This is a genomic window from Rhizobium sp. WCS2018Hpa-16, assembly GCF_031843705.1.
GTDB classification, from domain to species: domain Bacteria; phylum Pseudomonadota; class Alphaproteobacteria; order Rhizobiales; family Rhizobiaceae; genus Agrobacterium; species Agrobacterium tumefaciens_C.
This window is the reverse complement of record NZ_JAVTIX010000012.1, coordinates 74,733-97,315: the sequence shown is the minus strand read 5'-3', so window position 1 is coordinate 97,315 and position 22,583 is coordinate 74,733. Positions and strand designations below refer to the sequence as shown.

Annotated in this window: 24 protein-coding genes, 1 pseudogene and 2 riboswitches; of the genes and pseudogenes, 10 read left to right on the top strand and 15 right to left on the bottom strand. The window is 54.6% G+C overall.

The annotated features are described in order from the left end of the window. From RQI55_RS23125 to RQI55_RS23115, 3 genes are all read left to right on the top strand, one after another. A partial coding sequence (locus RQI55_RS23125) for an SDR family NAD(P)-dependent oxidoreductase (RefSeq protein ID WP_311273607.1) occupies positions 1-416 on the top strand: 416 nt, incomplete at its 5' end. A 483-nt stretch (positions 417-899) separates the two neighbouring features. Then, complete coding sequence (locus RQI55_RS23120; protein ID WP_155399041.1) at positions 900-1,205, top strand: hypothetical protein; 306 nt, start codon at positions 900-902, stop codon at positions 1,203-1,205. 311 nt (positions 1,206-1,516) lie between these two features. Continuing rightward, positions 1,517-1,753 carry a LysR substrate-binding domain-containing protein gene (locus RQI55_RS23115; protein ID WP_236728032.1) on the top strand — a complete coding sequence of 79 codons (237 nt, stop codon included), beginning with the start codon at positions 1,517-1,519 and terminating at the stop codon, positions 1,751-1,753. Between the two features lie 375 nt (positions 1,754-2,128). Here RQI55_RS23115 and RQI55_RS23110 read toward each other — a convergent pair whose 3' ends face one another. The 11 genes from RQI55_RS23110 to RQI55_RS23060 form a co-directional block, all read right to left on the bottom strand. Beyond that, a complete protein-coding gene (locus RQI55_RS23110; RefSeq protein WP_062442053.1) occupies positions 2,129-2,602 on the bottom strand; it encodes a hypothetical protein in 474 nt (157 codons plus the stop codon). 164 nt (positions 2,603-2,766) lie between these two features. Then, on the bottom strand, positions 2,767-3,426 hold the full coding sequence (locus RQI55_RS23105; RefSeq protein WP_311273606.1) for a hypothetical protein: 660 nt from the start codon (positions 3,424-3,426) through the stop codon (positions 2,767-2,769). A gap of 533 nt (positions 3,427-3,959) precedes the next feature. Continuing rightward, positions 3,960-4,223 (bottom strand): hypothetical protein, encoded by a 264-nt coding sequence (locus RQI55_RS23100; RefSeq protein WP_042620160.1) that lies wholly within the window; start codon positions 4,221-4,223, stop codon positions 3,960-3,962. Positions 4,224-4,455: 232 nt separating this feature from the next. Next, the gene (locus RQI55_RS23095) at positions 4,456-5,103 is read right to left on the bottom strand and encodes a nucleoside monophosphate kinase (RefSeq protein WP_155399039.1); all 648 of its coding nucleotides are present in this window, start codon (positions 5,101-5,103) and stop codon (positions 4,456-4,458) included. A gap of 990 nt (positions 5,104-6,093) precedes the next feature. Next, the gene (gene nrdF / locus RQI55_RS23090; protein WP_042620186.1) at positions 6,094-7,068 is read right to left on the bottom strand and encodes a class 1b ribonucleoside-diphosphate reductase subunit beta; all 975 of its coding nucleotides are present in this window, start codon (positions 7,066-7,068) and stop codon (positions 6,094-6,096) included. A gap of 26 nt (positions 7,069-7,094) precedes the next feature. Then, entirely contained in the window at positions 7,095-9,248 is a 2,154-nt protein-coding gene (nrdE, locus tag RQI55_RS23085; RefSeq protein ID WP_042620159.1) for a class 1b ribonucleoside-diphosphate reductase subunit alpha, read from the bottom strand. Beyond that, positions 9,218-9,631 (bottom strand): class Ib ribonucleoside-diphosphate reductase assembly flavoprotein NrdI, encoded by a 414-nt coding sequence (gene nrdI, locus RQI55_RS23080; RefSeq protein ID WP_042620158.1) that lies wholly within the window; start codon positions 9,629-9,631, stop codon positions 9,218-9,220. Before nrdI ends, nrdE begins: the two co-directional genes overlap by 31 nt. 9 nt (positions 9,632-9,640) lie before the next feature. Then, a complete protein-coding gene (gene nrdH, locus RQI55_RS23075) occupies positions 9,641-9,865 on the bottom strand; it encodes a glutaredoxin-like protein NrdH (RefSeq protein ID WP_042620157.1) in 225 nt (74 codons plus the stop codon). A gap of 245 nt (positions 9,866-10,110) precedes the next feature. Then, positions 10,111-10,331, bottom strand: a riboswitch (cobalamin riboswitch). 143 nt (positions 10,332-10,474) lie between these two features. After that, complete coding sequence (locus tag RQI55_RS23070; RefSeq protein WP_311273605.1) at positions 10,475-11,050, bottom strand: GNAT family N-acetyltransferase; 576 nt, start codon at positions 11,048-11,050, stop codon at positions 10,475-10,477. Beyond that, entirely contained in the window at positions 11,050-12,078 is a 1,029-nt protein-coding gene (locus tag RQI55_RS23065; protein WP_042620155.1) for a methionine synthase, read from the bottom strand. The genes RQI55_RS23070 and RQI55_RS23065 overlap by 1 nt, the downstream gene beginning before the upstream one ends. Before the next feature lie 23 nt (positions 12,079-12,101). After that, positions 12,102-13,094 carry a DUF1852 domain-containing protein gene (locus RQI55_RS23060; RefSeq protein WP_155399038.1) on the bottom strand — a complete coding sequence of 331 codons (993 nt, stop codon included), beginning with the start codon at positions 13,092-13,094 and terminating at the stop codon, positions 12,102-12,104. Between the two features lie 196 nt (positions 13,095-13,290). Beyond that, positions 13,291-13,497: riboswitch (cobalamin riboswitch) on the top strand. A 178-nt stretch (positions 13,498-13,675) separates the two neighbouring features. On the opposite strand from RQI55_RS23060, the gene RQI55_RS23055 reads away from it, so the two are divergent. Next, the gene (locus tag RQI55_RS23055; protein ID WP_042620154.1) at positions 13,676-14,590 is read left to right on the top strand and encodes a LysR family transcriptional regulator; all 915 of its coding nucleotides are present in this window, start codon (positions 13,676-13,678) and stop codon (positions 14,588-14,590) included. A gap of 117 nt (positions 14,591-14,707) precedes the next feature. Then, positions 14,708-15,328: pseudogene (locus tag RQI55_RS23050) on the top strand (tyrosine-type recombinase/integrase). A 52-nt stretch (positions 15,329-15,380) separates the two neighbouring features. Here RQI55_RS23050 and RQI55_RS23045 read toward each other — a convergent pair. The 3 genes from RQI55_RS23045 to RQI55_RS23035 all read right to left on the bottom strand — a co-directional run bounded on the left by RQI55_RS23045 (position 15,381) and on the right by RQI55_RS23035 (position 17,691). Next, a complete protein-coding gene (locus RQI55_RS23045) occupies positions 15,381-16,349 on the bottom strand; it encodes an arsenic resistance protein (protein ID WP_311273604.1) in 969 nt (322 codons plus the stop codon). Between the two features lie 5 nt (positions 16,350-16,354). Beyond that, on the bottom strand, positions 16,355-16,735 hold the full coding sequence (locus tag RQI55_RS23040) for a metalloregulator ArsR/SmtB family transcription factor (protein WP_311273608.1): 381 nt from the start codon (positions 16,733-16,735) through the stop codon (positions 16,355-16,357). A 263-nt stretch (positions 16,736-16,998) separates the two neighbouring features. Continuing rightward, complete coding sequence (locus tag RQI55_RS23035; RefSeq protein WP_042620183.1) at positions 16,999-17,691, bottom strand: aspartate/glutamate racemase family protein; 693 nt, start codon at positions 17,689-17,691, stop codon at positions 16,999-17,001. Positions 17,692-17,857: 166 nt separating this feature from the next. On the opposite strand from RQI55_RS23035, the gene RQI55_RS23030 reads away from it, so the two are divergent. From RQI55_RS23030 to RQI55_RS23015, 4 genes are all read left to right on the top strand, one after another. Next, a complete protein-coding gene (locus RQI55_RS23030; protein ID WP_243258207.1) occupies positions 17,858-18,232 on the top strand; it encodes a VOC family protein in 375 nt (124 codons plus the stop codon). A 55-nt stretch (positions 18,233-18,287) separates the two neighbouring features. Then, a complete protein-coding gene (locus RQI55_RS23025) occupies positions 18,288-18,437 on the top strand; it encodes a DUF2256 domain-containing protein (protein ID WP_082250010.1) in 150 nt (49 codons plus the stop codon). A 486-nt stretch (positions 18,438-18,923) separates the two neighbouring features. Beyond that, positions 18,924-19,268, top strand: coding sequence for a putative Ig domain-containing protein (locus RQI55_RS23020; protein WP_311273603.1), 345 nt, complete (start codon positions 18,924-18,926; stop codon positions 19,266-19,268). A 172-nt stretch (positions 19,269-19,440) separates the two neighbouring features. After that, the gene (locus tag RQI55_RS23015; protein WP_311273602.1) at positions 19,441-20,880 is read left to right on the top strand and encodes a phospholipase D-like domain-containing protein; all 1,440 of its coding nucleotides are present in this window, start codon (positions 19,441-19,443) and stop codon (positions 20,878-20,880) included. A 36-nt stretch (positions 20,881-20,916) separates the two neighbouring features. Here the strand turns inward: RQI55_RS23015 and RQI55_RS23010 are convergent, their stop codons facing one another. Beyond that, positions 20,917-21,810 carry a LysR family transcriptional regulator gene (locus tag RQI55_RS23010; protein ID WP_311273601.1) on the bottom strand — a complete coding sequence of 298 codons (894 nt, stop codon included), beginning with the start codon at positions 21,808-21,810 and terminating at the stop codon, positions 20,917-20,919. A 120-nt stretch (positions 21,811-21,930) separates the two neighbouring features. Here RQI55_RS23010 and RQI55_RS23005 point away from each other — a divergent pair, with 120 nt between their 5' ends. Further along, positions 21,931-22,542, top strand: a complete 612-nt coding sequence (locus RQI55_RS23005; protein ID WP_113469476.1) for a glutathione S-transferase family protein — start codon at positions 21,931-21,933, stop codon at positions 22,540-22,542. Positions 22,543-22,583 lie beyond the last annotated feature (41 nt).

Sequence of the window (22,583 nt, the reverse complement as noted above, 5' to 3'; positions counted from 1 at the left end):
TGTTCACCACGAACGTATTCGGGGTAATGCGCGTCACTCAAGGCTTCTTGCCGTTGTTGCGCAAATCGAAAGCGGCCCGGATTGTCATGATGAGCAGCGGACTGAGTTCGCTGACAGACGCCCTGGACATGCGCAGCGAAACATGGACGGTCGGTTTTGGCGGATACTGCGCCTCCAAGACTGCGCTGAACATGTTGACCGTCAAGCTCGCGAAGGAGCTGGATCGGGAAGGGATCAAAGTCAACGCGGTGGACCCCGGTCTCACATCGACTGATATGACAGGTTACGGAGCGGTGCACTCACCCGAAGATGGCGCGCGTCCTGCATTCGCTCTAGCAACGACCCACGCATATGGACCCACAGCAGGTTTCTACGCCTGCGCTCGATCAGGCGAACTTTTGCAAAAGAGTTGGTGATACGCATTCAGCGATTATGGGATGCGGGCCGACCGGTTTCGCATCTCTATGTCTCCTCCGGATCGCACGCTGGCTTCCGCATCGCGCCAATTGCGGTCGTGAGACTGGGTTGCTATTGAATTCGCATCCTTTACGCCGAGCGCGATCATAGACATTACTAATCAAGAGCAGTCATTCTCTGACAAGAGCGACTGCAAATTCCCATACTCAAACGCTTCCAAGGCTACCGCCCTCATCGCAGAGGCACGGTCTATTTCTACAAACTCTGAATTTGTGTGCTGTACGAGATCATCGCCCCACCGGCATCCCAAGGACTACCGAAGCTAACGCAACGAGAATTGTTGGCTGCTTGGATCGAGAATGCAGCATCTCCACTTGCTGTTGCAACGAGCACTTGCATTCTGATATTTTAGTAGGTTGAGCAAAGTGTCGTACCCGGGTACATTTGGGTGGGCTGGCTTCGATAACAGAGAAAGTAAACCGTTGAGAGAAGGCTTCATATTGTGTGGCGGCATCGCGATCTTGTGCGCAACATGCCTTCAACTCGTCATGTTCATCCGTCTCAGCCGACGAAAGGACTTTGGACCTCTTTGGGAAAGCGATCTTTTTTCGAATAAAGACCACAACGCTGGTGACCGGATTCTGCTGAAAATCGGGATATTTGGCGAGGAAATGAAAGCATACTTTTTAACCCTCGTTGGGCGATGCCATCTTTTCCTCTTTGTTGCCTTTGCACTCGCAGCGGCAGCATTTGGTATCGCTACCGCGCATGAAGTGAGTGTTGGATAAGCAACTGTCGGCTCAATTGGGCAACTTCACAGGCGACGCACACGATGCCGGTGCCATTATCTGGGCTTCGGACACCTATGGCGCTGATGTGAAAAAAGCGCTGCCATTTCTAGCAGCGCTTTCCTGTTGTCATGCGGTGTTACCACCAGTTTTTGCGTTCGCCGTACTCTCGGCCCATTCTCTTCGCCCGATATGTCTTGGGCTTTACCGCAGCTTGCCGGGGCAGTGGCTGAGGCTCTTGCTGCATAGGTAGGCTCGTGGACGCCGGATGTGATGCAGGCATTCGCTATGGCGAGCATCTCGCTCAAGACATGATCGCCGTACCGTTGGGTCCGCGCAGGCAAAGGTGCGCACTTGCCGCAAGTCCATCGTACCTTGCAGGTCGAAGAAGGCCTCAGCATCCAAGCGATGTGCTTGATCACGAGTGCATCCGACTTAGATTCTCCAGCGGGGCTTATGTGCTCTGGGAGTTCGAAAGGGAGGGCGAAGCACTCACGGTCGATCCACAGGGACGGCTGGTCGTGGGGGGATGCCGCCGCCGCAATTGATTTCGCCCGATCCAGCCGTGGCCTCATCTATACGTTCGAAAACTGGTTGCAGCCCTACTTCGCTTCTGGCGACCTCGAACCAATTCTGCCGGAGTGGTGGACGACCTTCGACGGTCTCAGCCTATATTTCTCCCGCAGGTTCATGCCCGCGCCGCTGAGAGCATTTATAGATTTTGTTGGCTCAGAAAGGAGAGATTGAGTCCAGTGGACATCCGTAGTCTACGTTGGCTCGACAGGCGACTGCCGCTTTGCGCCTATATTCGGTCTAAAGTGCGTCATCGCTCCTGCCTGCGAGCGGAAATGGCTCCGTGGTGGCATCACGTCGCCTGTACGCCAGTTGCCGTCGTGATGCCCCGCTGGAGAACAAGTTCACTTTCATTGGTCATAACCTAAAGTAGTGTGCTTTGGAAGTGCGACGAGTGCGGCCAATAAGGACGTCACCAGCCCGAGAATGAAAGCTGCAATTTCATGAAACGGCGGTAGAAACAGGCCATTGAACAGGAACGCCAATGCGCCGCCTGACAGAGATACAAAAAATACATGCTTTGCGCATCGCCTCAGTTGCAGCGTTGCGTAGGCGACCGCCAGCATGAGAGACGGCACTCCATAAAAAACAAGTGCACATACCGCGACCCAGAGGGTAATCCCCACGTAGATTGGGAGCCAAAAGTACCAATCAAAAGTGCTCATGAACTTCGGCAGGTCGGCGAGCAGTATGACTGCGCTAATGATTGGCGCAGGAATGATGGGGCAAAGTGTGAAACAAGCAATAACGTGTATCGTCGGGTAATTCATAATATGCGCTGCCGAGGCTGTGGGGTGAACCGCCACGGGTGTACCGGATGTCATTTGTTTAGGTTATGCGGCCATAGCTGGTATGTCCTGCCAGCTTTACACTGCACTCTGCCTCCTTGGGCAAGAGCCGATATGCTTTATCGACAGCTTTGCGCCACAAGCGGACGACCGTAGGATCGACATGCGTGGTGCTCCTGTGCCAACGTTACAGTCCATGTTTATGGTCTCTCATCTCGATCAGAAGACGCATCACACGCAACCGCCTGCTCGAACTTTCGGCACGTGTAGTAGTGCTCCAGCGCCACGAACTTCGTCCCTGTATCGGCGTCGAGGCTTTTCTCTTCATTTGCTTCCGTCCCCATGACGTGGACGGTTATAATACGCGGCTGATGCACATCCTTGCCGGTCCTCGGATCGACATCCGTGCCTTCACCGTGTCGTAAGAGCTTGGTGCGGCCTTCTAGGTCGGATGCCTTGCTTCGATCCAGCGGCGCGAAGGCGAACTTGTAGTTGCCGCCACGTGGAAAATGGAAACGCACAACGCTCACCGGCGCAAAGACGATTACGCCCAGTCGGCGATCCGAACTCTGGGTCGGCCTTACATTGTCAAGCACGCGATCTCCCTCAGCCGGGTTCTCTAGCCCCTGCTGCTGCGCCCAGACTTCCTTCCCGACCTCAGTGGGCAGCACCATCACTGTCCCTCCGCTCGAAAGGATCGGATGATCCAAATATATTGTTACGTCCGAAATTACGCCCTTCGCCTGTTGTTTTGACGCTACAGCAATTAAGCCTCCGTAGACGATCGATGTCGAAAGTAGCAACCCCATTGTAAGGAGGCCGACTTTGCGTGCTATTTTCACCTTGATCTCAGATTCCATAACCATGCCCCTTCTGGGCCGACTGCCGTCATAGCTCAAAAGCGCCAGAAGCGGTCATTGCAGATTTCACTCCTCGTATCGGTTCGCCACGACCAAAGTCTGGTCTATATTGGTCACAAGATCGACACGTCCACCCCTTTTGAAGCTCTCTGGATAGACAGAGTACCGTAGCGCCGCCTCGAAAGATGGACCCACTTTGCGTCCGTACCGTAGTCTCTTCCGTCACCGGAGACACTGTTACTCGTGAACTGCCATCCGCTCACGAGACTTTGAAAGTCATCAGAGTCAATTCTAAACGCGCAAGTTACGATTAGGTCGGTGATGGCAGTTGCTGAACACTCGATATCTCGAACCGACCGCGGCAGTTTTTTGATGTTCATAATGAAGGCAACGCGTGCCGGGTCCTTGCGGTCGTCAGTAGCGATTAGATAACAAAGGTAAGCAAAAGGAAGCCCGACGGTTAACGCGACAACGATTGCATACCTGGAAAAACGTCCTCTTACAAGCTCACCCGCATCCCCACATACTGTCGCTCACCTGCCAGCCTTTCGCCAGCCAGCGGCACGGGCATCGGCTTCTGAACAGAACCAACGCTCGCCATATTCCGTCCTGATCGTGGTGGAGGCGTAGTCGAGCTGACCGGGAACGTGGTAAATTCGCTCCTGGGAATTGATGCTGACATTGCCTTTAATGTTGCAAGTAGAATCCCAAAGCTCGCGCGGCACCAACGTATGTCCGCCCGTGGCTAGAAATACGATGCTAGATGAAGCTATCATGACCAGTCCGAAGTTGCTCATGCTTAGCGGTATAAGGAAGCAATCTTCAAATAGCTTTGTTTGGAACGTTAAAATCCGCCTTATGCAGCCTGATTTTCTATTGAGGCAGCAGCCCTGCATTGATTGCGGACCTTGATACGGTGCCTGTCCGTATCCTCCTCAACAGAGATGCGCCGACTGCAGAAGATAAATGACGGCAGGCTCTTTGAGCTAATCGAAGCTCTAGACAAGAAAAGAATCCGGCCGTTCAGGTCTATAAGGTAGCGACGCCCGCTGCGATCATTGCAGCGACATCCGTACGAGAGAGATTGGCGTTTACACGGAGACTTTTTCCGATGTTCTCGTAAAAATCCATAAGCGGACCTATCGCTAGCTTGAAATGATCGAAATTGATTTTCAGCGTCGATAGTCTCGCGCCTATAGGAACTCTATCGGCTGCATCGTGCTGCGTTGCCCGACAAATCATGACTTCGAACTCGAGATCGAAAAAAACCGCGAGATCAAGAGGTTTTCCGATAAGTGCAAGCATATCTTGCAGCGCTTCGGCCTGGATGATTGTTCTCGGAATTCCGGCTAGAATGTATTCTTTGCTAGTTGGTTGAAGAGTCAGCCGCTGTTGGGCAAGTCCAATAACTACGTTGTCGGGAATAGCTCGCCCGGAATCGATGGCTTGCCGAGCCTGCCGTCCGAGTTCAGTATCTGCGGCGAATGCGTCGTTAATCAGCGATTGGTAGGATATGTAAATTGCTCCGCTGGCACTTTCCAGCAGGGTAGCTTGGGTTGCCTTACCCGCGTATGGAGGCCCGAAGAATATCATATTCACCACAAAGGCGCTCCAGTGTGCAGAATGCCGCAGCGTTAAAGCCGTAATATCAAGATAGTCTCGGCTATCGATGCCCACAACAGGTCAAACATGGATATTCAAGCCCAGGCGCTACCAGCGTTATTGGTATGGGCCTGCCGCAGGGTCTTACGCTTCTGCTCCATTTGGGGGACTTGTGCAAAAACGGTGGTGACACGCGTCCCTTCGATTATGGGATGCGGGCCGACCGGTTCCGCATCTCAATGTGTCCTCCGGGCCAATTGCTGCCTTGGCCGCGTTGCGCCAACTGCGGACATTGTGCCCTTGACGGATTCCTTTAGCCGGCGAGCTTCTGCCCGAGGTAGGTTCCCGCGAAAGCTCCGCATCCCGCCGCAATGCATAACACCCAAAATGGGGCGTCGAAAGCACCTGCAAACGACGATGATAGGCCAGCGGCGATGCCGCCTAAAACACTTGGTAGATGTCTTTTCATTTGATCTCCAAATTTGAATGCCAGTTGACTTGGAAAAGCTTAGCTCAACGTTTGCTTGAAACACTCATATGTCCACAATGGCCAATTACGGCCCTTCAGAAAAGGGTATGAAGCAGTGATAGTTCTGGAAATCATGGTTATATCCGCAACGCTCGCAGCGACTGCTCTGCTATTTTGCAATCAGGTGATGGTTCAGTTTTTGGAGTACAGATTCTACAGGGACAATGGCGGAGATTTCACTGTCGACAGCGGGATTGATCGACTCAAGGTCGATCAAAAGATACACGTTAGATACCTCAATCTCACGAATTGGCAGCGGCTTTATATATTTCGCCCCATCTTCATATTTTCTGTCGGCTGGATGCTCGGCTTTATGATTTGGAGTTTGCTTTAGGCAATCGGAGGTGACGTGATGACCGACTTTGGACGGTATTCATGGCGCAGAAGCGCCAAAAGCTGTCATTCGCAGTCACCGACGAACTGCTAGTTTCAGCGTCGATTCTAACGAGACCAATTTAATTCTTCGCTGATCAGGTCGCGGCATCAAGACATTGGCTACTAGCGACGATCTCGATGTCGCGGCGGGGTTCGATCCCTCAGAAATTCCAGTCCTCATCTTCTGTCGCGACCGCCTTGCCAATCACGTAGGACGAGCCAGAGCCGGAAAAGAAGTCGTGGTTCTCGTCGGCGTTCGGTGAAAGCGCGGATAGAATTGCCGGATTTACCTTGCAGGCTTCCGCTGGAAACAGCGCTTCGTAGCCGAGGTTCATCAGCGCCTTGTTGGCGTTGTAATGCAGGAATTTCTTGACGTCTTCCGTCAGGCCGACGCCGTCGTAGAGCGCTTCGGTGTATTTTGCTTCGTTGTCGTAGAGTTCGAGAAGGAGATCGAAGGCGAAGTCCTTGATCTCTTGACGCTTCTGTTCAGGTAGGCGTTCTACTGCTCTCTGGAATTTGTAGCCAATGTAATAACCGTGCACAGCTTCGTCGCGGATGATCAGGCGGATCATGTCGGCGGTGTTGGTGAGCTTGGCGCGGCTCGACCAGTACATCGGAAGATAAAAGCCGGAATAGAACAGGAAGCTTTCCAGGAATACGGAGGCGACCTTCTTCTTCAACGCATCGCCGCTGTCGTATTCCCGCATGATCAGTGCGGATTTCCTTTGCAGGAATTCGTTTTCCTCCGACCAACGGTATGCGTCATCGACATCCGGCGTCGAGCATAATGTCGAGAAGATCGACGAGTACGACCGTGCGTGGACAGCTTCCATGAAGGAAATGTTCGAGAGAACTGCCTCCTCATGCTGTGTTGCGGCATCGCTCATCAGTTTAACTGAGCCCACGCCGTTCTGGATCGTATCAAGCAACGTCAAACCAGTGAAGACGCGGATGGTGAGCTGCTGCTCTTCCTGCTTGAGCGTGCCCCAGGACGGAATGTCGTTGGAAAGCGGCACCTTTTCCGGCAGCCAGAAATTGCCGGTGAGGCGGTTCCAGACTTCGAGGTCCTTGTCGTCCTCGATGCGGTTCCAGTTAATGGCGCGGATGCGACTGGCGGGCTTGACGGCGATGTTCATGTGTTGATCTTTCGAAGCGTTCTTGTTCACAGCGCGCATGACACGCAACCCTGCACTTCCGTGCCTTCCAGCGCCATCTGTCGAAGGCGGATGTAATAAATGGTCTTGATGCCCTTCTTCCACGCGTAGATTTGCGCCTTGTTGATATCGCGCGTCGTCGCGGTGTCACGGAAGAACAGCGTCAGCGAGAGACCTTGATCGACATGCTGGGTCGCCGCGGCATAAGTATCGATGATCTTTTCCGGGCCGATCTCGTAGGCATCCTGGTAATATTCGAGGTTATCGTCGGTCATGAAGGCGGCAGGGTAATAGACGCGGCCGATCTTGCCCTCTTTGCGTATCTCAATCTTCGAAACGATCGGATGGATCGAAGAGGTCGAATGGTTGATGTAGGAAATCGAACCTGTCGGTGGCACGGCCTGGAGGTTCTGGTTATAGAGGCCTGAGGTCATGACCGCTTGCTTCAAGGCAAGCCAATCCTCCTGCGTTGGGATCGCGATTCCTGCGGTTACGAACAGTTCGCGCACCCGCTCCGTCGCAGGGAGCCAATCGCGTTCGGTGTATTTGTCGAAATACTCGCCCGAGGCATATTTCGAGTGCTCAAAGCCCTTGAAGCTGATGCCGCGTTCGGTCGCAATCCGGTTCGAAGCCCGGATGGCGTGATAGGTGACCGTGTAGAAATACATGTTCGTGAAATCTATGCCTTCATCAGAGCCATAAAAGATGCGCTCGCGGGCGAGATAACCATGCAGGTTCATCTGGCCAAGACCGATGGCGTGGCTGTCGTCATTGCCTTTCTCCACCGACGGCACGGAGGAAATATGGCTCATATCGGAAACCGCCGTGAGCGCCCGGATCGAGGTCTCGATCGTTTTCCCGAAATCGGCGCTGTCCATGGCAGCAGCGATGTTCAATGAACCGAGATTGCAGGAAATGTCCTTGCCCATCACCTTGTAGGACAGGTCGTCATTATATTCGCTGGCGTCGCTGACCTGCAGAATTTCCGAGCAAAGATTGCTCATGGAAATGCGTCCGGCAATCGGGTTCGCCCTGTTCACGGTGTCCTCGAACATGAGGTACGGATAACCGCTCTCGAACTGTATCTCGGCGATCACCTGGAAGAAGTCACGGGCCTTGATCTTCTTCTTTTTGATCCTGCTGTCTGCCACCATCTCCCGGTATTTCTCAGTCACGGATATTTCCGTGAACGGTACACCGTAGACACGCTCTATGTCGTAGGGCGAAAACAGGTACATGTCCTCGTTGTTCTTCGCCAATTCGAAGGTGATGTCGGGCACGACGACACCGAGCGATAGGGTCTTGATCCTGATTTTCTCGTCGGCATTCTCTCGCTTGGTGTCGAGAAAGCGCATGATGTCGGGATGGTGGGCGTTGAGGTAAACAGCACCCGCACCCTGACGCGCACCAAGCTGGTTGGCATAGGAGAAGCTGTCCTCAAGCAGTTTCATCACGGGAATGATGCCAGATGACTGGTTTTCGATCTGCTTGATCGGCGCTCCAGCCTCGCGAATGTTCGTCAGTGACAAGGCCACGCCACCGCCGCGCTTGGAAAGCTGGAGCGCGGAGTTGATGCCACGTGCAATGGATTCCATGTTGTCTTCCATGCGCAGCAGAAAGCACGACACCAGTTCGCCACGTTGTTTTTTTCCCGCATTGAGGAATGTCGGCGTCGCGGGCTGGAAGCGGCCGGCGATGATCTCATCGACCATATCCTTGGCAAGTTCTTCGTTGCCTTGCGCAAGTGCCAGCGCCACCATGCAGATGCGGTCTTCGTAGCGTTCGAGATACCGCTTCCCGTCAAAGGTTTTCAAGGTGTAGCTGGTGTAATATTTGAACGCGCCAAGAAATGTCGGGAAACGAAATTTCCTGGCAAACGCACGATCGAACAAATCCCGCACGAAATTGAACGAATACTGGTCCAGCACCTCTCGCTCGTAATAGCCCTCGGTCACCAGATAATCGAGCTTTTCTCGCAGATTGTGAAAGAAGACCGTGTTCTGGTTCACGTGCTGAAGAAAATATTGCTTGGCGGCAAGCCGATCCTTGTCGAGCTGTATTTTTCCTTGCTCGTCATAAAGATTGAGCATCGCGTTGAGGGCGTGGAAATCCAGTTCGGATTCCGATGTCTTCAAAGGCTTTTCGAAAGTCGTTGCGTCCAAAATCGTTCCAATCCGTGTATGACGTTAACGACGTCTTCGTCGGTTCCCAGAAGCTCGAACCTGTAAAGATACGGCACCTGGCACTTCTTCGAGATGACGTCACCCGCGAGCCCATAGGTCTCGCCAAAATTGCTGTTGCCCGCGGCGATCACGCCACGAATGTTTCCGCGGTTCTCCTCATCGTTGAGAAAGCGGATCACCTGTTTTGGAACGGCCCCTTTTCCGCCTTCTCCGCTGTAGGTGGGCAGGATCAGAACATAGGGGGCTTCGACCTGAAGGCTCTCGGAGAGACTGAGGGGAATGCGCCGCGCACTCATCCCCAGCCGTCCGACAAAGCGAAGGGTGTTTTCCGACCGGCCGGAGAAATAGACGATCTGGCCCATTGCTCTGGTTCAGGCCGCAAGCGTGCTGATCATATCCGGGCGAAAACCTGCCCAATGGGTCTCACCAGCCACCACAACGGGAACCTGACGATAGCCAAGTCCCTGGACCAAATCATAGGCATTGGTGTCTTCGGAAACATCGATGACGGTGTAGTCGATGCCCTGGCGGTCCAGAGCGCGGGTGGTTGCTGTGCACTGGACGCAGGCTGGCTTGCTGTAAACGGTAATGGTCATGATGATCCTCGTGAGATTTGTTTAGGGCGTGCGATATCGATCAGGCGTTGGGAACACCTGTTCGGGAGATTCTGGGATGCATGGCAGCCGGACTCAGCTACGGGCGTTACCGCCCGCTATTCACGCGGATACTGACTAAAATGATGCGACATTGACTTCACCCCGAAGTGGTTGATGCGGAGACCAGGGGAAGCGCACGCGCAGGATCATCCCGCACGCAAACGCGACCTTCGGACACCCCGCCCGTGGACGTTCCTGTTTGAGGCAGGTCTCCTGGCTCACGGGTCGTCGCATCCATCTCGCCTTCCCGAAGCATTGCGGCCTCAGTGGCAGTTTGAGAGAATGCTCGCCGCTTACAGTTGCGGGGGCAGCTCCGGCATTGCTCCGTCCAGAATGGACATCACGCACCGTATTCCCGTCTTAGCTCCCGACGCGAATCGGAAGAACCTCGAACACTAGATATAGTAGACCAAGCAAAAATTGCGTCAACGCTTAGCGTGATTTCAGGCAAAAAATTGTTGCCTTATCCCGTGCAACCTGTGGATAATGGGGACGACATGCCGTGTTGGCCATAGAGCAATCGATAGACAAGGCGGGTGTCCGTTTCCGTCAGCGTTCCCAGCGCAACGTCTTATCGAAATCGACGCTCGTGTCAGTGCCACGGTCGGACGGATAGGAGAAATGGCCAAACGCCGTGTAGCCCTGGCTTCTCCAGAAGCTGAGTGTTTCCGGTGTCTGAGCGTCAGCATGGAGGTAGGACGAGGTGTAGTCAAACTCGGATGCCCGGCTCTCCAAGGCTGCCACAATCTTTGTGCCAAGCCCTTTACGACGGGCGCACGGCTCTATGTACACGCGGACAATCTGACATACCTTTTCGCCGTCGCCGTCGCGATTTCGTAAGCCCTCCTTCGTGGAAGGTTTGTTTTCGAGGGCGTAAAGACCGCCAGTCGCAATGATATGTCCATCTCCGTCCGGCACAACGAGAAAACTGCCTTGCCTTTCGAGGGAGAACCAGTTGTCCGGCTGCGCCAGCAACAGCGAATCCAGGTCAGAATGCCAGGCGGGAGTGTAGTCGATCCCGTAGACGTTCTTGATCATCCGCAGGCAGAAGGTCCTCGCTTCAGCCCGGACGGCGGCCTGTGCGTCATCAGTCAGCCATTCAATCGAGAAGTTGTCGATCGGCATCAGGCCGCAAGCTCCCTGCGGATGATGTCAGCGCCTGCACCGAGTGCACGCAGCTTCGCTGTGGCCACATGACGCGGAAGTGGTGCCATGCCGCAATTGGTGCAAGGATAAAGCTTGTCTGCATCCACGAACTGGAGAGCCTTCCTTAGTGTGTTCGCTACTTCTTCCGGCGTTTCGACGGTGTGGCTTGCGACATCGATAGCGCCAACCATCACCTTTTTGCCACGGATGAGTTCGATCAAATCCATCGGGACATGCGAGTTGTGGCATTCCAATGACACCAGGTCGACGCCCGATTTCTGGAGTTTCGGGAACGCCTCCTCGTATTGCCTCCACTCCGATCCAAGCGTCTTCTTCCAGTCGGTGTTGGCCTTGATGCCATAACCATAGCAGATGTGCACGGCGGTCTCGCACTTCAGGCCTTCGATCGCCTTTTCGAGCGTAGCGACACCCCATTCGTTCACTTCATCGAAGAACACGTTGAATGCGGGTTCATCGAACTGGATGATGTCGACGCCTGCCGCCTCGAGCTCTCTTGCTTCCTGGTTGAGTATCTTGGCGAACTCCCAAGCCAGCTTCTCGCGGCTTTTGTAATGACTGTCGTAGAGCGTATCGATCATGGTCATTGGGCCTGGAAGAGCCCATTTGATCTGCTTCGTCGTCTGTTGGCGCAGGAATTTGGCATCATCGACAAAGACCGGCCTTTGACGGGACACGGCTCCGACGACCGTCGGGACGCTCGCATCATAGCGATTGCGAATCCTGACGGTCTCGCGTTTTTCGAAATCGACGCCGTCGAGGTGCTCAATGAACGTCGTGACGAAATGCTGCCGGGTCTGCTCCCCATCGCTGACGATCTCGATGCCAGCCCGAAGCTGGTCCTCCAGCGCCAGACGCAGGGCGTCCTGTTTCGCTTCGATCAGTTCGTCACCCTGCATCTTCCAGGGAGACCAAAGCTTCTCAGGCTCTGCAAGCCAGGAGGGCTTTGGCAGGCTGCCAGCGGTCGACGGGGGCAACAGTGACTTCATCGGAATGATCCTATGCTTTCGAATTAACGGACGACGTAGTTGGCGGACCATGCATCGAGGATGGTCTTGAACGGTTTGATAAAATGCTGCTCGGCAAATCTTCCCTGCTCTAAGGCAAGGCGGCTGCGCTCCTCACGATCATAGACGACCTGGGTAAGCGAATAGTCCGAGTGCTTCAGGTTCGGGCGATAGCACGTGCCCGCAATTGAATTGGCATTGTAGATTTCCGGGCGGTAGATTTTCTGGAATGTCTCCATCGTGCTGATGGTGCTGATGAGCTCGAGATTCGTGTAGTCGGTCAGCAGGTCGCCGATGAAATAGAATGCCAATGGCGCGACGCTGTTGGGCGGCATGAAATAGCGAACCCGCAATCCCATCTTCTCGAAGTATCGATCCGTCGGCGAGAATTCGTTCTGCCTGTATTCGATACCAAGGATCGGATGCTGATTGTCGGTGCGATGATAGGTCTTGGTGCTGGAGGCGCTCAGGCAGATGATCGGCGGCTTGCTGAAATGCTCCCTGTAAGCTTCTGACTTCAGGAACGCCTGAAACAGCTTCCCATGCAGATCGCCGAAGTCGTCAGGTGCGCTGAAAGCGTCCTTGTTCATGTTATGCTCGGGCAGCAGGATACTGAAATCATAATCTCTGACATAGGAAGAGAAGTTGTTACCGACGACGCCTTCGATACGCTCCTTCGTCGCTTGATCGACGATGTTCGTTTTGAGGACTTCGATGATGGGGAAGGTTTCGGTCTCTGCCGATGACCCGATGCCCATTTCCACGGATACGATTTCGATCTCGACGGAGTAACGATCCCGTAATGGATTGTCCCAATGCGCCATCGCATTGAACCTGTTGTCGATCATCCGCAATGCGTTACGCAGGTTCTCTCGACGGCTCTCGCCTCGTGCCAGATTGGCGAAATTCGTCGTGGCGCGCGTACTCTCCGCAGGGCGATAGTCCTCATCGAAGGGAATGCTCCTGATCGAAAAAGTGAAAGTGCTGTCTATCGTCATCCGTCGTCCCACTTCCCAATCGATCGCCGTAAGCGCCGCGTTCGGTTCAAAGTCATTCTTGCGAAAGGTATGCCCGAACGGGCTACTGACTAAAAATGGTATTGTCTCACTGACGTATGAGCGCTGTTCATGCGTTTGATGCCGACAACGCTCTCTACTTCTTGAGATGAAAACTTGACCCTTCAACCAACATGCTACATTGCTTCGTCATCGTGGTTCTTCAGGCTAAAGTCTGGAGCTAAGAGGGAATTCGGTAGGGCGATCACCGCCTGAAGCCGGAGCTGCCCCCGCAACTGTAGGCGGCGAGCGGACGTCCATTCATGTCACTGAGGTGCGCCTCGGGAAGACGGACTGAAGCATTGACCCGCAAGCCAGGAGACCTGCCGCGACAGATAACGTCCACGGGCGGGGTGTCCCGGTGTGCCGCTTTGCGTTCGGCATTTCCGCGCCGTTGCTCCGCGTCATGTCTTCGCCCTGCCGCAACCTGATGGCAGCGCCGATGAATCAGACCCCGACGACAGGAACACCGCAGCAAGTTTCCATTCCCCTCGACGCGGACCTGCAAACGAGGAGAAGCTGACATGCTGGACAGACAACATCTTTCCATTTTGCGGGAAGTCGACCGTCTTGGCAGTCTGACGGCGGCGGCTGAACGGTTGAATGTGACCCAGTCGGCGCTCAGCCACACGATCCGAAAACTCGAAGAACGTTACGGCGTCGCCGTCTGGGAAAAGGACGGCCGCAATCTTCGGCTCACCGAGGCGGGGCGTTACATCGTGGAGCTTGCGCAGCGCGTCCTGCCTCAGCTTGAAAGGGCCGAAGATGTTCTCTCCGATTACCGTTATGGACAACGAGGATCGTTGAAAATCGGAATGGAATGCCATCCCTGTCATCAATGGCTCATGGGCGTCACAAAGCCATATCTGGTCGATTGGCCAGATGTGGACTTGGAGCTGACCACTTCATTCGCTTTCGGTGGAGTAGCGGCTCTCACAGGATACGAGATCGATATTCTGATCACGCCAGACCCGATCGAGGCATCGGGGATCAACTACCTGCCAGTCTTCGACTACGAGCTGGTCCTTGCCGTGCCGACCGCACATCCACTGGCTCTAAGGGACTATGCCGAACCTTCTGACCTCCTGAACGAGACGCTTTTCACCTATCCCGTGCCGCCGGAACGTCTGGATGTGTTCACCCACTTCCTGGTCCCTGCTAACAGTCGCCCTCGCCACCATCGGGCAGTCGAAACAACGGAGATGATGCTGCAGCTTGTTGCGGCAGGTCGCGGGGTCAGCGCGATTCCAGACTGGCTGGTGCGCCTGGACGCCGAGGAAATCGGTGTTCAACCTGTCCGGATAGGGAGCACTGGCATCAGCAAGAGTATCCACCTCGGGTTAAGATGTGGCGATGAGGACGTCGACTATATCGCCGGTTTACTGAGCAGGGCAAGTCAAACATCTTCAACACCATTTACTAGCTCGCACGCAGAGTAACGTCATTCGGAAGTATAAACGCGCTTTTGTCTACTTTGGGCCACACAACGACAAGCGTGCTATAGTCCGACTGCCTGACGGAGGCGACGCGGTGGGAGGAGTGGCGGAGGCTTTGGCATGGACACCGCCGTACTGCGTAATCGATATCCATGGAACAAGGGAATCCTGGTGGGGCAGAAGCGCCCACTACAGCCGAAGAACGTATGGTCGATCCGCGTTCGACTGGAGATGAGCGGCGCGATCCGGGAACTGGCGCTCTTCAACCTTGCCATCGACAGCAAGCTTCGCGCTTGTGACCTCGTCAAGTTGAAGGTTGAGGACTTATGGTCCGGTAGTTCGATCCGAGAGCGAGCCACCATTATCTAAAAGAAAACGAAGAGGCCCGTCCAGTTCGAGGTCACCGAGCAGACCAAGATCGCGCTCGTGGCATGGCTCCCCTTCGTTCGGAGAAATGGCGGCAGCTATCTGTTTCCAAGCCGTCGGAAGATGTCGCATCATTTGTCCACGAGGCAATATGCCCGGATTGTCCACCGATGGGTCGCGTCCATCGGGCTTGACGCTAATGCCTATGGCACCCACTCCATGAGGCGAACCAAAGCAGCGCAGATTTACAAAAAGACAGGTAACCTGCGAGCCGTCCAAATTCTCCTCGGTCACACGAAGCTCGAAAGCACAGTTCGCTACCTTGGCGTCGAGGTGGATGACGCTCTGAGAATCGCTGAGCAGATTGAGCTGTAGACTTCTGACCATCGGCGTTCGCCGATGGTCTCCCTCGCGCCACAAGGGGACATCAGGCCGCGACCGCTCGATCCCCTAGTCGGCCTATAACTCGAATGTAGAGAAGCTCGCTGACAAGCTCGACAAGCGTTTGCGTGACGATAATCGCCGGAAGAAGCGGCATCGCATTGGGGATGGCAAATGCAAGTGGAAGTACCACCAGTGAATTGCGTGTCCCTGCACTGAAAGCGATAGCGCGTGCTGCTGGAATATCGAGACGATTCAATCGTGCAATGAACCATGCGATGGCAGGAGCCAGGACGGCGAACGCTAGGTAGACCGGGAGTGCCCGCACCGCTCCTTCCAAAGCAAGACCCAATTGCGGGACGACACCAGCGACGACAACAAATAGAACAAGTGCTGTCGCTGGCACGGGCAGGAGCCCAAGCCCGGCGCTCAGCCGCGCTGCGCATGCGTTTCGCCCGGCGATCAGTTGCAAAACACCTGCGCCAATCAGGGGAACTGCAATCAGCCATACGAACGCATGAACGAATGGTCCCATTTGCACCAGTCCGTGAGCGTCATCACCGAGAAACAGTCTGAGATACACAGGCAACAGTGCCATCTGCGCTATCAGCAAGGCAGGAGTTGCCGCTAACAGCAGCTTCGCGTCAGCTCGCCCCAGGTGAGAGAATGTCACCACGTAGTCGATGCACGGGGTCAACAAGACCAGAAGCACACCGATGCGGATCATCGGGTCGGTCGGCAAGAACTGGATTAGGCCAAGCACCAGAACAGGAATTGCCACGAAATTTACTGCCATCAACGTTCCAAGGAAACGAACACGGAGGAATGCCCGCCCGAGTTCCGCGATAGGAACTTGAAGAAAGGTAACGAAAAGCATGAAGGCAAGCGCTGGGCTAATCGCAGCCTCCAAAACCGTTGCGCTCGGAATTGCGTAAGCGACAAGACCTGCCGCGACGACAGTCGCGAAATAGATTTTGATCTGCTGGTTCTCCAGCGTTTCTCGCAAATTATGCATGCATCTCACTCACAAACGAGCTGGTTTGGTTCGGCAACGTTCTGCGGTCGCCCAGTGCACTTGGCGAATAAAGCGATAGCCCGGTCACAGACTTCACAGTGGCCGGAACAGCAATCCTTCATCAGGAAGGCCACAAGGTCAGACAGTGCAGGAAAGACCGCTGAGTAGATGATGCTTCTGCCATCCCGGCGGCTTTCAATCAGACCAGCATGCTCAAGATGGTTGAGATGAAAGGAGACCCGTGGCGCAGAAGCAGTTGCTAATGCCTCTGTGATCGCACCCGCTGCCATTCCATTCGCCCCTGCGGTGACAAGAAGTCGGATGATCCTAAGGCGTGTCTCTTGAGCGATTGCGGCGAACCCGCTGAGTGCATTCTTCTCGTCCATCATTTAAACCATTCTGGAAATGTTTAAATGACGAATAGAGTTGAAATGTTCGATGGTCAAGAGAGTGACGTAACGTCTGCTTAGGGCCAAATCCTGCCTTTCAGTGCGAGATATTATGCCGAGTTTGCCAGGCGCGTTTGCCGGAAATCTCGGACTTTGGAGAACGGGCTCGGCATAGTATCCGGCTCGGGATAAGTGCGAGATCTGCACATCAATATGCTGAAGTTGGAAAGTCGGAACTTTCATTGAGTTAGAGGAAAAAGCTAATCCTCCAGCGCCATGGTGAGCGCTGCCTCACAATGAATCAGCGTGGTATCGAACACGGGCACCGACACGACATCTTGATTGAGCAACATGCCGACTTCGGTACAGCCAAGAATCAGGCAGTCAGCGCCGCGCTCGACGAGACGCGCGGCAATTCCGCGATAAGCAGTTCTGCTTTGCTCCGTAACGACATTACGGCAGAGCTCTTCGTAGATAATCCGATGGGTCTCGGCTCGGTCGGACGCATCCGGGACGAGATGAGAAAGACCCGCCGCTTTCAGCCGGTCTACATAGAATGATTGCTCCATTGTGAATGCAGTGGCAATGAGGCCAGGCCTTCGCAAATCCTGCTTCTTGATGCGCGAGGCGGTCGCGTCTGCAATATGCAGCATCGGAATAGAGACGCCATGCATCATCGCATCCGCAAGCTTGTGCATCGTGTTTGTCGCAAGGATGATGAAATCTGCACCGCCACGCTCCAAGGCCTTCGCCTCCCGGCTCAGAATGTCGCCTGCGTCGTCCCATCTTCCCGATGCTTGGAGGGTCTCTATCGTAGCGAAATCAAGCGAACGGATGAGCAATTCAGGCGAATGAAGCCCTCCGAGACGGTCTCGCGTCATCCGGCAAAGCTCACGATAGTAGATTTGCGTGGAGGCGGCGGACATGCCTCCGAGTATCCCGATCGTCTTCATGCTGATCCTGTTACACCCAATATCGTCAAATAATTCCATTATGTCTGCACCAGAACTCTCGTGAAGTCGATTCGGGTTCTTCCGACATGATGGCTCCGAGACTTGGCGTCGCTTTGCTGTTAAATCTCGGCCTTATTAGCAAGCAACCGGTGACAGGAGACGATCAATGTTTACCCACGTGATGATCGGCAGCAACCACCTCGACCAGTCGAAAGCCTTTTACGATGCGACCTTTACTGCTCTAGGAGGTAAGCCAGGCACAATCGATGATCGAGGCAGACTTGTTTACATTCATAACGGCAGCCGTCTTATGGTCACGACGCCCATCGATGGGAAGCCAGCGACCGTCGCCAATGGCGGAACGATCGGCCTAGTTGCTAGCAGTCAAGAGCATGTGAAAGCATGGCACGACGCCGGGACCAGCCACGGGGGGGAATCGATTGAGACGCCGCCGTCTGAACGTCCGAACGGCTCGTTCGTGGCCTATCTCCGAGATCCGGACGGACACAAGTTGACCGCACGAACGCTACCGTCAGATTGAATTGGCCATAACCGGCATGGTTAGGTTCATCAGTGAAAACTTTCTGGAATAACGGATGCCGAAGCGTCGCGATAAATCAAACCTGCCTTCAAAGATTTGCCCGGTTTGCGGAAGACCGTTTTCATGGCGAAAGAAGTGGGAGAAGAACTGGGAAAGCGTCAAGTTTTGTTCGCAACGTTGTCGAGAGACGAAAGGGAGATCGTGAGTCCATCGCGGTGACCCTCGAGCACATAAGAGGCCGTCCGTTTGGCACCGCGGCACTAACCTAATCCTGTGCGGCGGGACGATCCGCCACGTTCCCGATCTCGACCTCGGCGGGCTGCTAGATTGCGAACGCGTTATGGTTGCGTATTGAGGATCTGTCTTAGATAGAATAACGCTCCGTTCACGGTCGATCTGTGGGGCTCGCTATTTATGAGGGCGGCGGGCAGTTGTTATCAAGATGACAAGTGTCGCCGCCTTATTGCGCGGGGATTACCAGGAATGCAGTCCGTAGATTTTGTACTTATATGAGTTTTCTTAGTGTGAGCAGAAGCTCTGTCTGTTTTGGATTGAACGATCTACGAACCCGTGCTCCGGTTCATAATCGCATGTCTCACCACCCTGATCACGTCAGCCACCCTCGCAAACGGCTACGCCTATGCCGGGTTCACAATCGCTCGTCCGGCTTGCGCATTGACGGGTGGCGTGGTTGGAACCGCCTAGCCAGACGGTGACGGCCTCGGGTGGATCAGGAACCTATACCTATATGCTCGTCTCCGGTACGCTGGCGGATGGCTTGGCGGTACATACAACGACGGGCACATTTTCCGGTACGGCATCGACTGTGAGGAACGACAGCTTCACAATCGCGGCAACCGATGCCGCCCTTGCGACAAACATCGCAACTTACACTCTTGCCGTTCCAGCAGGCAAGCCGGGCGCGCCAGTGATTGGCACCGCGACGACTGGCGATGGTGAGGCCGACGTTGCCTTCACCGCACCGGCCAGCAATGGCGGGTCCGCAATCACCAGCTATACTGTTACCTCAATTTAGCGACCGATTGCCAACAGCGTTTCCGCTACGGCGGACGCCGGTTCGTCGGCAAATCCCATAGTGTGCGGGTTGGACCAAGAGGTGGTCAAACGGAACTTGCTGTAAGAAATTAAGCTGTTGCCACGGAGCATTCCGGCCTATACCGCGCTGTAGAAGATACATGAGGCCTGTAATGACGTCTGTACTCGTAGAAGGCGAAACCTGCTGGAAGATTGCCGATGCGGATCGCGTATCCGTCGTCGTTGATGCCGCGGCTTTTTTTATGCATGCCCGCAATGCAATGCTCAAAGCAAAACGATCGATCTTTATGGTCGGTTGGGATTTTGATAGCCGTATCGATCTCGTGCCTGGCGAAGCGGAAGACGAAGCGCCGGAGAAACTCGGCAACTTCCTCAATTGGTTGGCAAAACGCCGCGATGATCTTGACGTGCGCATTCTCAAATGGGACGTGGGCCTTATCAACTCGATCACGAGGGGTGAGACGCCGTTTTACATTCTGCGGTGGCTGTTCTCTAAACGGGTGCAGTTGAAACTCGATAGCGCCCATCCACCGCTATCAGCCCACCACATGAAACTCCTTGTTATCGACGACAGCGTCGCGTTTTGCGGCGGCATCGATATGACGGTTGGCCGTTGGGATACGCGAGAGCACCTCGAAAACGACAAACGCCGGCGCTCCCCGCTGGGGTTTTCTCAAGGCCCCTGGCATGACGTGACAAGCTGTATCTCCGGCCAAGCCGCAGCTGCACTCGGCCAACTCGCCAGAACACGATGGGAACTGGCGACCGCAGAGAAATTAGAGCCTGTCTCAGTCTCGTCCGACCCATGGCCCGATGAACTCGAGGTCGACTTTCGCCACATCTCGGTTGCCATTGCGCGGACACTACCGGAATTCGATAAGCAGCCCCAGATATCTGAGATTGAGGCCGCTAAGCTTGCGATCATCGCCTCAACAAAAAAATGCCTCTACATTGAAAGCCAATACTTCGCGTCTCGTAAGATTGCTGAAGCCATTGCGATGAGGCTGCAAGAAGCCAACGGCCCCGAGATTATTCTGATCAACCCGGAGGGAGCTGAAGGGTGGCTGGAATCAAAAGCAATGGATTCTGCGCGTATCCGCCTGATGAAGCTCGTTCAGGAATCGGATCACCACGGACGTTTCCTGTTGATGTATCCGGTCAACGATAAAAGAACTCCGATCTATGTTCACGCCAAAGTCATGGTTTCAGACGATCGCCTGATCAAGATTGGTTCCGCAAATCTCAACAATCGCTCAATGGGATACGATACTGAATGTGATATCGTTATCGAAGCTCGCCTGGATCAAAAAATATTGTCGGCCAAAATTATTGAGCACCGCAACGGGCTGATCGCCGAGCACCTCGGCTGCGACCATAAAGACCTGAACCTTGAAATCGAGAAAAACGGCTCGGTCATACAGGCGATCAATACTCTGAACCGGAAGAATGGTCGTGGGCTGGTAGATGTGCCAATGCGTGATTTAACAGCCGACGAAGAGCTATTTGCAGAATCCAAAATGGCAGACCCCGAGCGACCCAGCGGAGTTAAAGAACGCTTTATGCGTCAGCTTAATCGACGTCGTGCACGCTGACCTTCAGCTAAGCCATCCTTTTTAGACATGATTTATCTATTTCAACAGTTCCCTCAGCCGTGGCGTCGCAAAGTCCAGAAACGTCCTGAGTTTAAGCGGCATCAAGCCGTCCGATAGATGGACGAGTTGAACAGGCGATGCCTCTTGTTCGAAATCTTCCAGTAGCGGCACCAGCAAGCCGGCATCGACTGCGGGCTTTGCTTGATAGGCCATGACCCGCGTCATGCCGAGACCAGACGCTGCAGCATCGACCGCAGCTTCCGCCGTGTTGACGGAAAGGCGCGTCCGGATCGGCACCGCGATATCTTTTGCGCCGTCGTGGAACGTCCAGAACCGTGTCGAGAGCACGCCTTCGAACGCGATGCAATCATGTTGCTTGAGTTCGTCTGGATGGGACGGATGGGAATGCCGCTTCAGATAGTCGGGATTGGCATAGACGGTGGTGCGCGTGAAGCCGAGGCGGATAGCGATCAGGCTGCTGTCCGAAAGGCGGCTGATGCGCAGCGCGACGTCGATATGTTCGTCGGCGAGACTGATCGGCCGGTCGCTCATGATCAGTTTGATGTTGATGTCCGGAAAGGCTTTCAGAAAATCCGTGACGACCGGCAGGACATGCAGGCGACCAAAGACGATTGGCGCCGTCATCGTCAGATCTCCCTTCGGTGCGACGTATTCTCCGGTAGCGCGGCGTTCGGCTTCCTCCACCCGCCCCAGAATTTCACGAGCCGCAACGACATAACTCTCTCCGGCCTCCGTGAGCAGGATCCGGCGGCTGGTGCGGGTGAACAGGCGAATGCCGAGAAAGCTCTCCAACTCGGAGATCTTGCGGCTGACCGTCGGTAGTGGCGAGTGCAATGCGCGCGAAGCAGCGGAAAGGCTACCATGTTCCACCACTGACAAGAGAACACCCATGGCGTCGAGACGGTCCATCTTTGCCTTCCATAAAACGAGAGGGTGGTTACCTAAATAACCGTCTACTCTAAAAATATGGTTCCCGCTAGGTTTCTCACGTTACCGGATGAAGGTGTCCGGACCTCAAGGGAGAAAACCATGAAACTCTATCACTTCCCGCTTTCGGGCCATGCGCATCGCGCTCGTCTCTTCCTTTCTTTGCTGAACGTGAAGGCTGAGATCATCGACCTCGATCTGGCGAATGGCGAGCACAAGACGCCGGAATTCCTGAAGCTCAACCCGTTCGGCCAAGTGCCTGTGCTTGTCGATGAGGATATCGTCGTCAACGATTCCAATGCTATCCTGGTCTATGTCGCCACGAAGCTTGGCCGCAAAGACTGGCTGCCCGACGATCTCGCCTCTGTCGCGAAGATACAGAAGTGGCTTTCCGTGGCCGCTGGAGAAATTTCATACGGCCCGTGCGCGGCCCGCCTGATCACGGTATTCGGAGCAGACTTCCGCGCCGAGGAAGTGATTGCCCGCGCTCACCGGATTCTCGGCCTCATCAATGCTGAACTCGAAAATCACCGTTTCATCATCGGCAATACACCGACCGTCGCGGATGTCGCGCTCTACAGTTACATCGCTGGCGCGCCGGAGGGCAATGTCGATCTGGCGCCGTATCCAGAGGTTCGTCACTGGCTGGCGCGGATCGAAGCTTTGCCCGGTTTCGTCGCTCTTCCGAAAACGGCCATCGGCCTCGCAGTCTGACATCGCCTTGCGGCCGGGTGCTGGCCCGGCCGTCGTTCCCA

What these genes read in the sequence shown, in the direction of transcription:
- RQI55_RS23115 (WP_236728032.1), top strand. Translation starts at nt 1,517, where the DNA reads ATGATCGCCGTACCGTTGGGTCCGCGCAGGCAAAGGTGCGCACTTGCC.
- RQI55_RS23110 (WP_062442053.1), bottom strand. Translation starts at nt 2,602, where the DNA reads ATGACATCCGGTACACCCGTGGCGGTTCACCCCACAGCCTCGGCAGCG.
- RQI55_RS23105 (WP_311273606.1), bottom strand. Translation starts at nt 3,426, where the DNA reads ATGGAATCTGAGATCAAGGTGAAAATAGCACGCAAAGTCGGCCTCCTT.
- RQI55_RS23100 (WP_042620160.1), bottom strand. Translation starts at nt 4,223, where the DNA reads ATGAGCAACTTCGGACTGGTCATGATAGCTTCATCTAGCATCGTATTT.
- nrdF (WP_042620186.1), bottom strand. Translation starts at nt 7,068, where the DNA reads ATGAACATCGCCGTCAAGCCCGCCAGTCGCATCCGCGCCATTAACTGG.
- nrdI (WP_042620158.1), bottom strand. Translation starts at nt 9,631, where the DNA reads ATGGGCCAGATCGTCTATTTCTCCGGCCGGTCGGAAAACACCCTTCGC.
- nrdH (WP_042620157.1), bottom strand. Translation starts at nt 9,865, where the DNA reads ATGACCATTACCGTTTACAGCAAGCCAGCCTGCGTCCAGTGCACAGCA.
- RQI55_RS23070 (WP_311273605.1), bottom strand. Translation starts at nt 11,050, where the DNA reads ATGCCGATCGACAACTTCTCGATTGAATGGCTGACTGATGACGCACAG.
- RQI55_RS23065 (WP_042620155.1), bottom strand. Translation starts at nt 12,078, where the DNA reads ATGAAGTCACTGTTGCCCCCGTCGACCGCTGGCAGCCTGCCAAAGCCC.
- RQI55_RS23060 (WP_155399038.1), bottom strand. Translation starts at nt 13,094, where the DNA reads ATGACGATAGACAGCACTTTCACTTTTTCGATCAGGAGCATTCCCTTC.
- RQI55_RS23055 (WP_042620154.1), top strand. Translation starts at nt 13,676, where the DNA reads ATGCTGGACAGACAACATCTTTCCATTTTGCGGGAAGTCGACCGTCTT.
- RQI55_RS23045 (WP_311273604.1), bottom strand. Translation starts at nt 16,349, where the DNA reads ATGCATAATTTGCGAGAAACGCTGGAGAACCAGCAGATCAAAATCTAT.
- RQI55_RS23040 (WP_311273608.1), bottom strand. Translation starts at nt 16,735, where the DNA reads ATGGACGAGAAGAATGCACTCAGCGGGTTCGCCGCAATCGCTCAAGAG.
- RQI55_RS23035 (WP_042620183.1), bottom strand. Translation starts at nt 17,691, where the DNA reads ATGAAGACGATCGGGATACTCGGAGGCATGTCCGCCGCCTCCACGCAA.
- RQI55_RS23030 (WP_243258207.1), top strand. Translation starts at nt 17,858, where the DNA reads ATGTTTACCCACGTGATGATCGGCAGCAACCACCTCGACCAGTCGAAA.
- RQI55_RS23025 (WP_082250010.1), top strand. Translation starts at nt 18,288, where the DNA reads ATGCCGAAGCGTCGCGATAAATCAAACCTGCCTTCAAAGATTTGCCCG.
- RQI55_RS23015 (WP_311273602.1), top strand. Translation starts at nt 19,441, where the DNA reads ATGACGTCTGTACTCGTAGAAGGCGAAACCTGCTGGAAGATTGCCGAT.
- RQI55_RS23010 (WP_311273601.1), bottom strand. Translation starts at nt 21,810, where the DNA reads ATGGACCGTCTCGACGCCATGGGTGTTCTCTTGTCAGTGGTGGAACAT.
- RQI55_RS23005 (WP_113469476.1), top strand. Translation starts at nt 21,931, where the DNA reads ATGAAACTCTATCACTTCCCGCTTTCGGGCCATGCGCATCGCGCTCGT.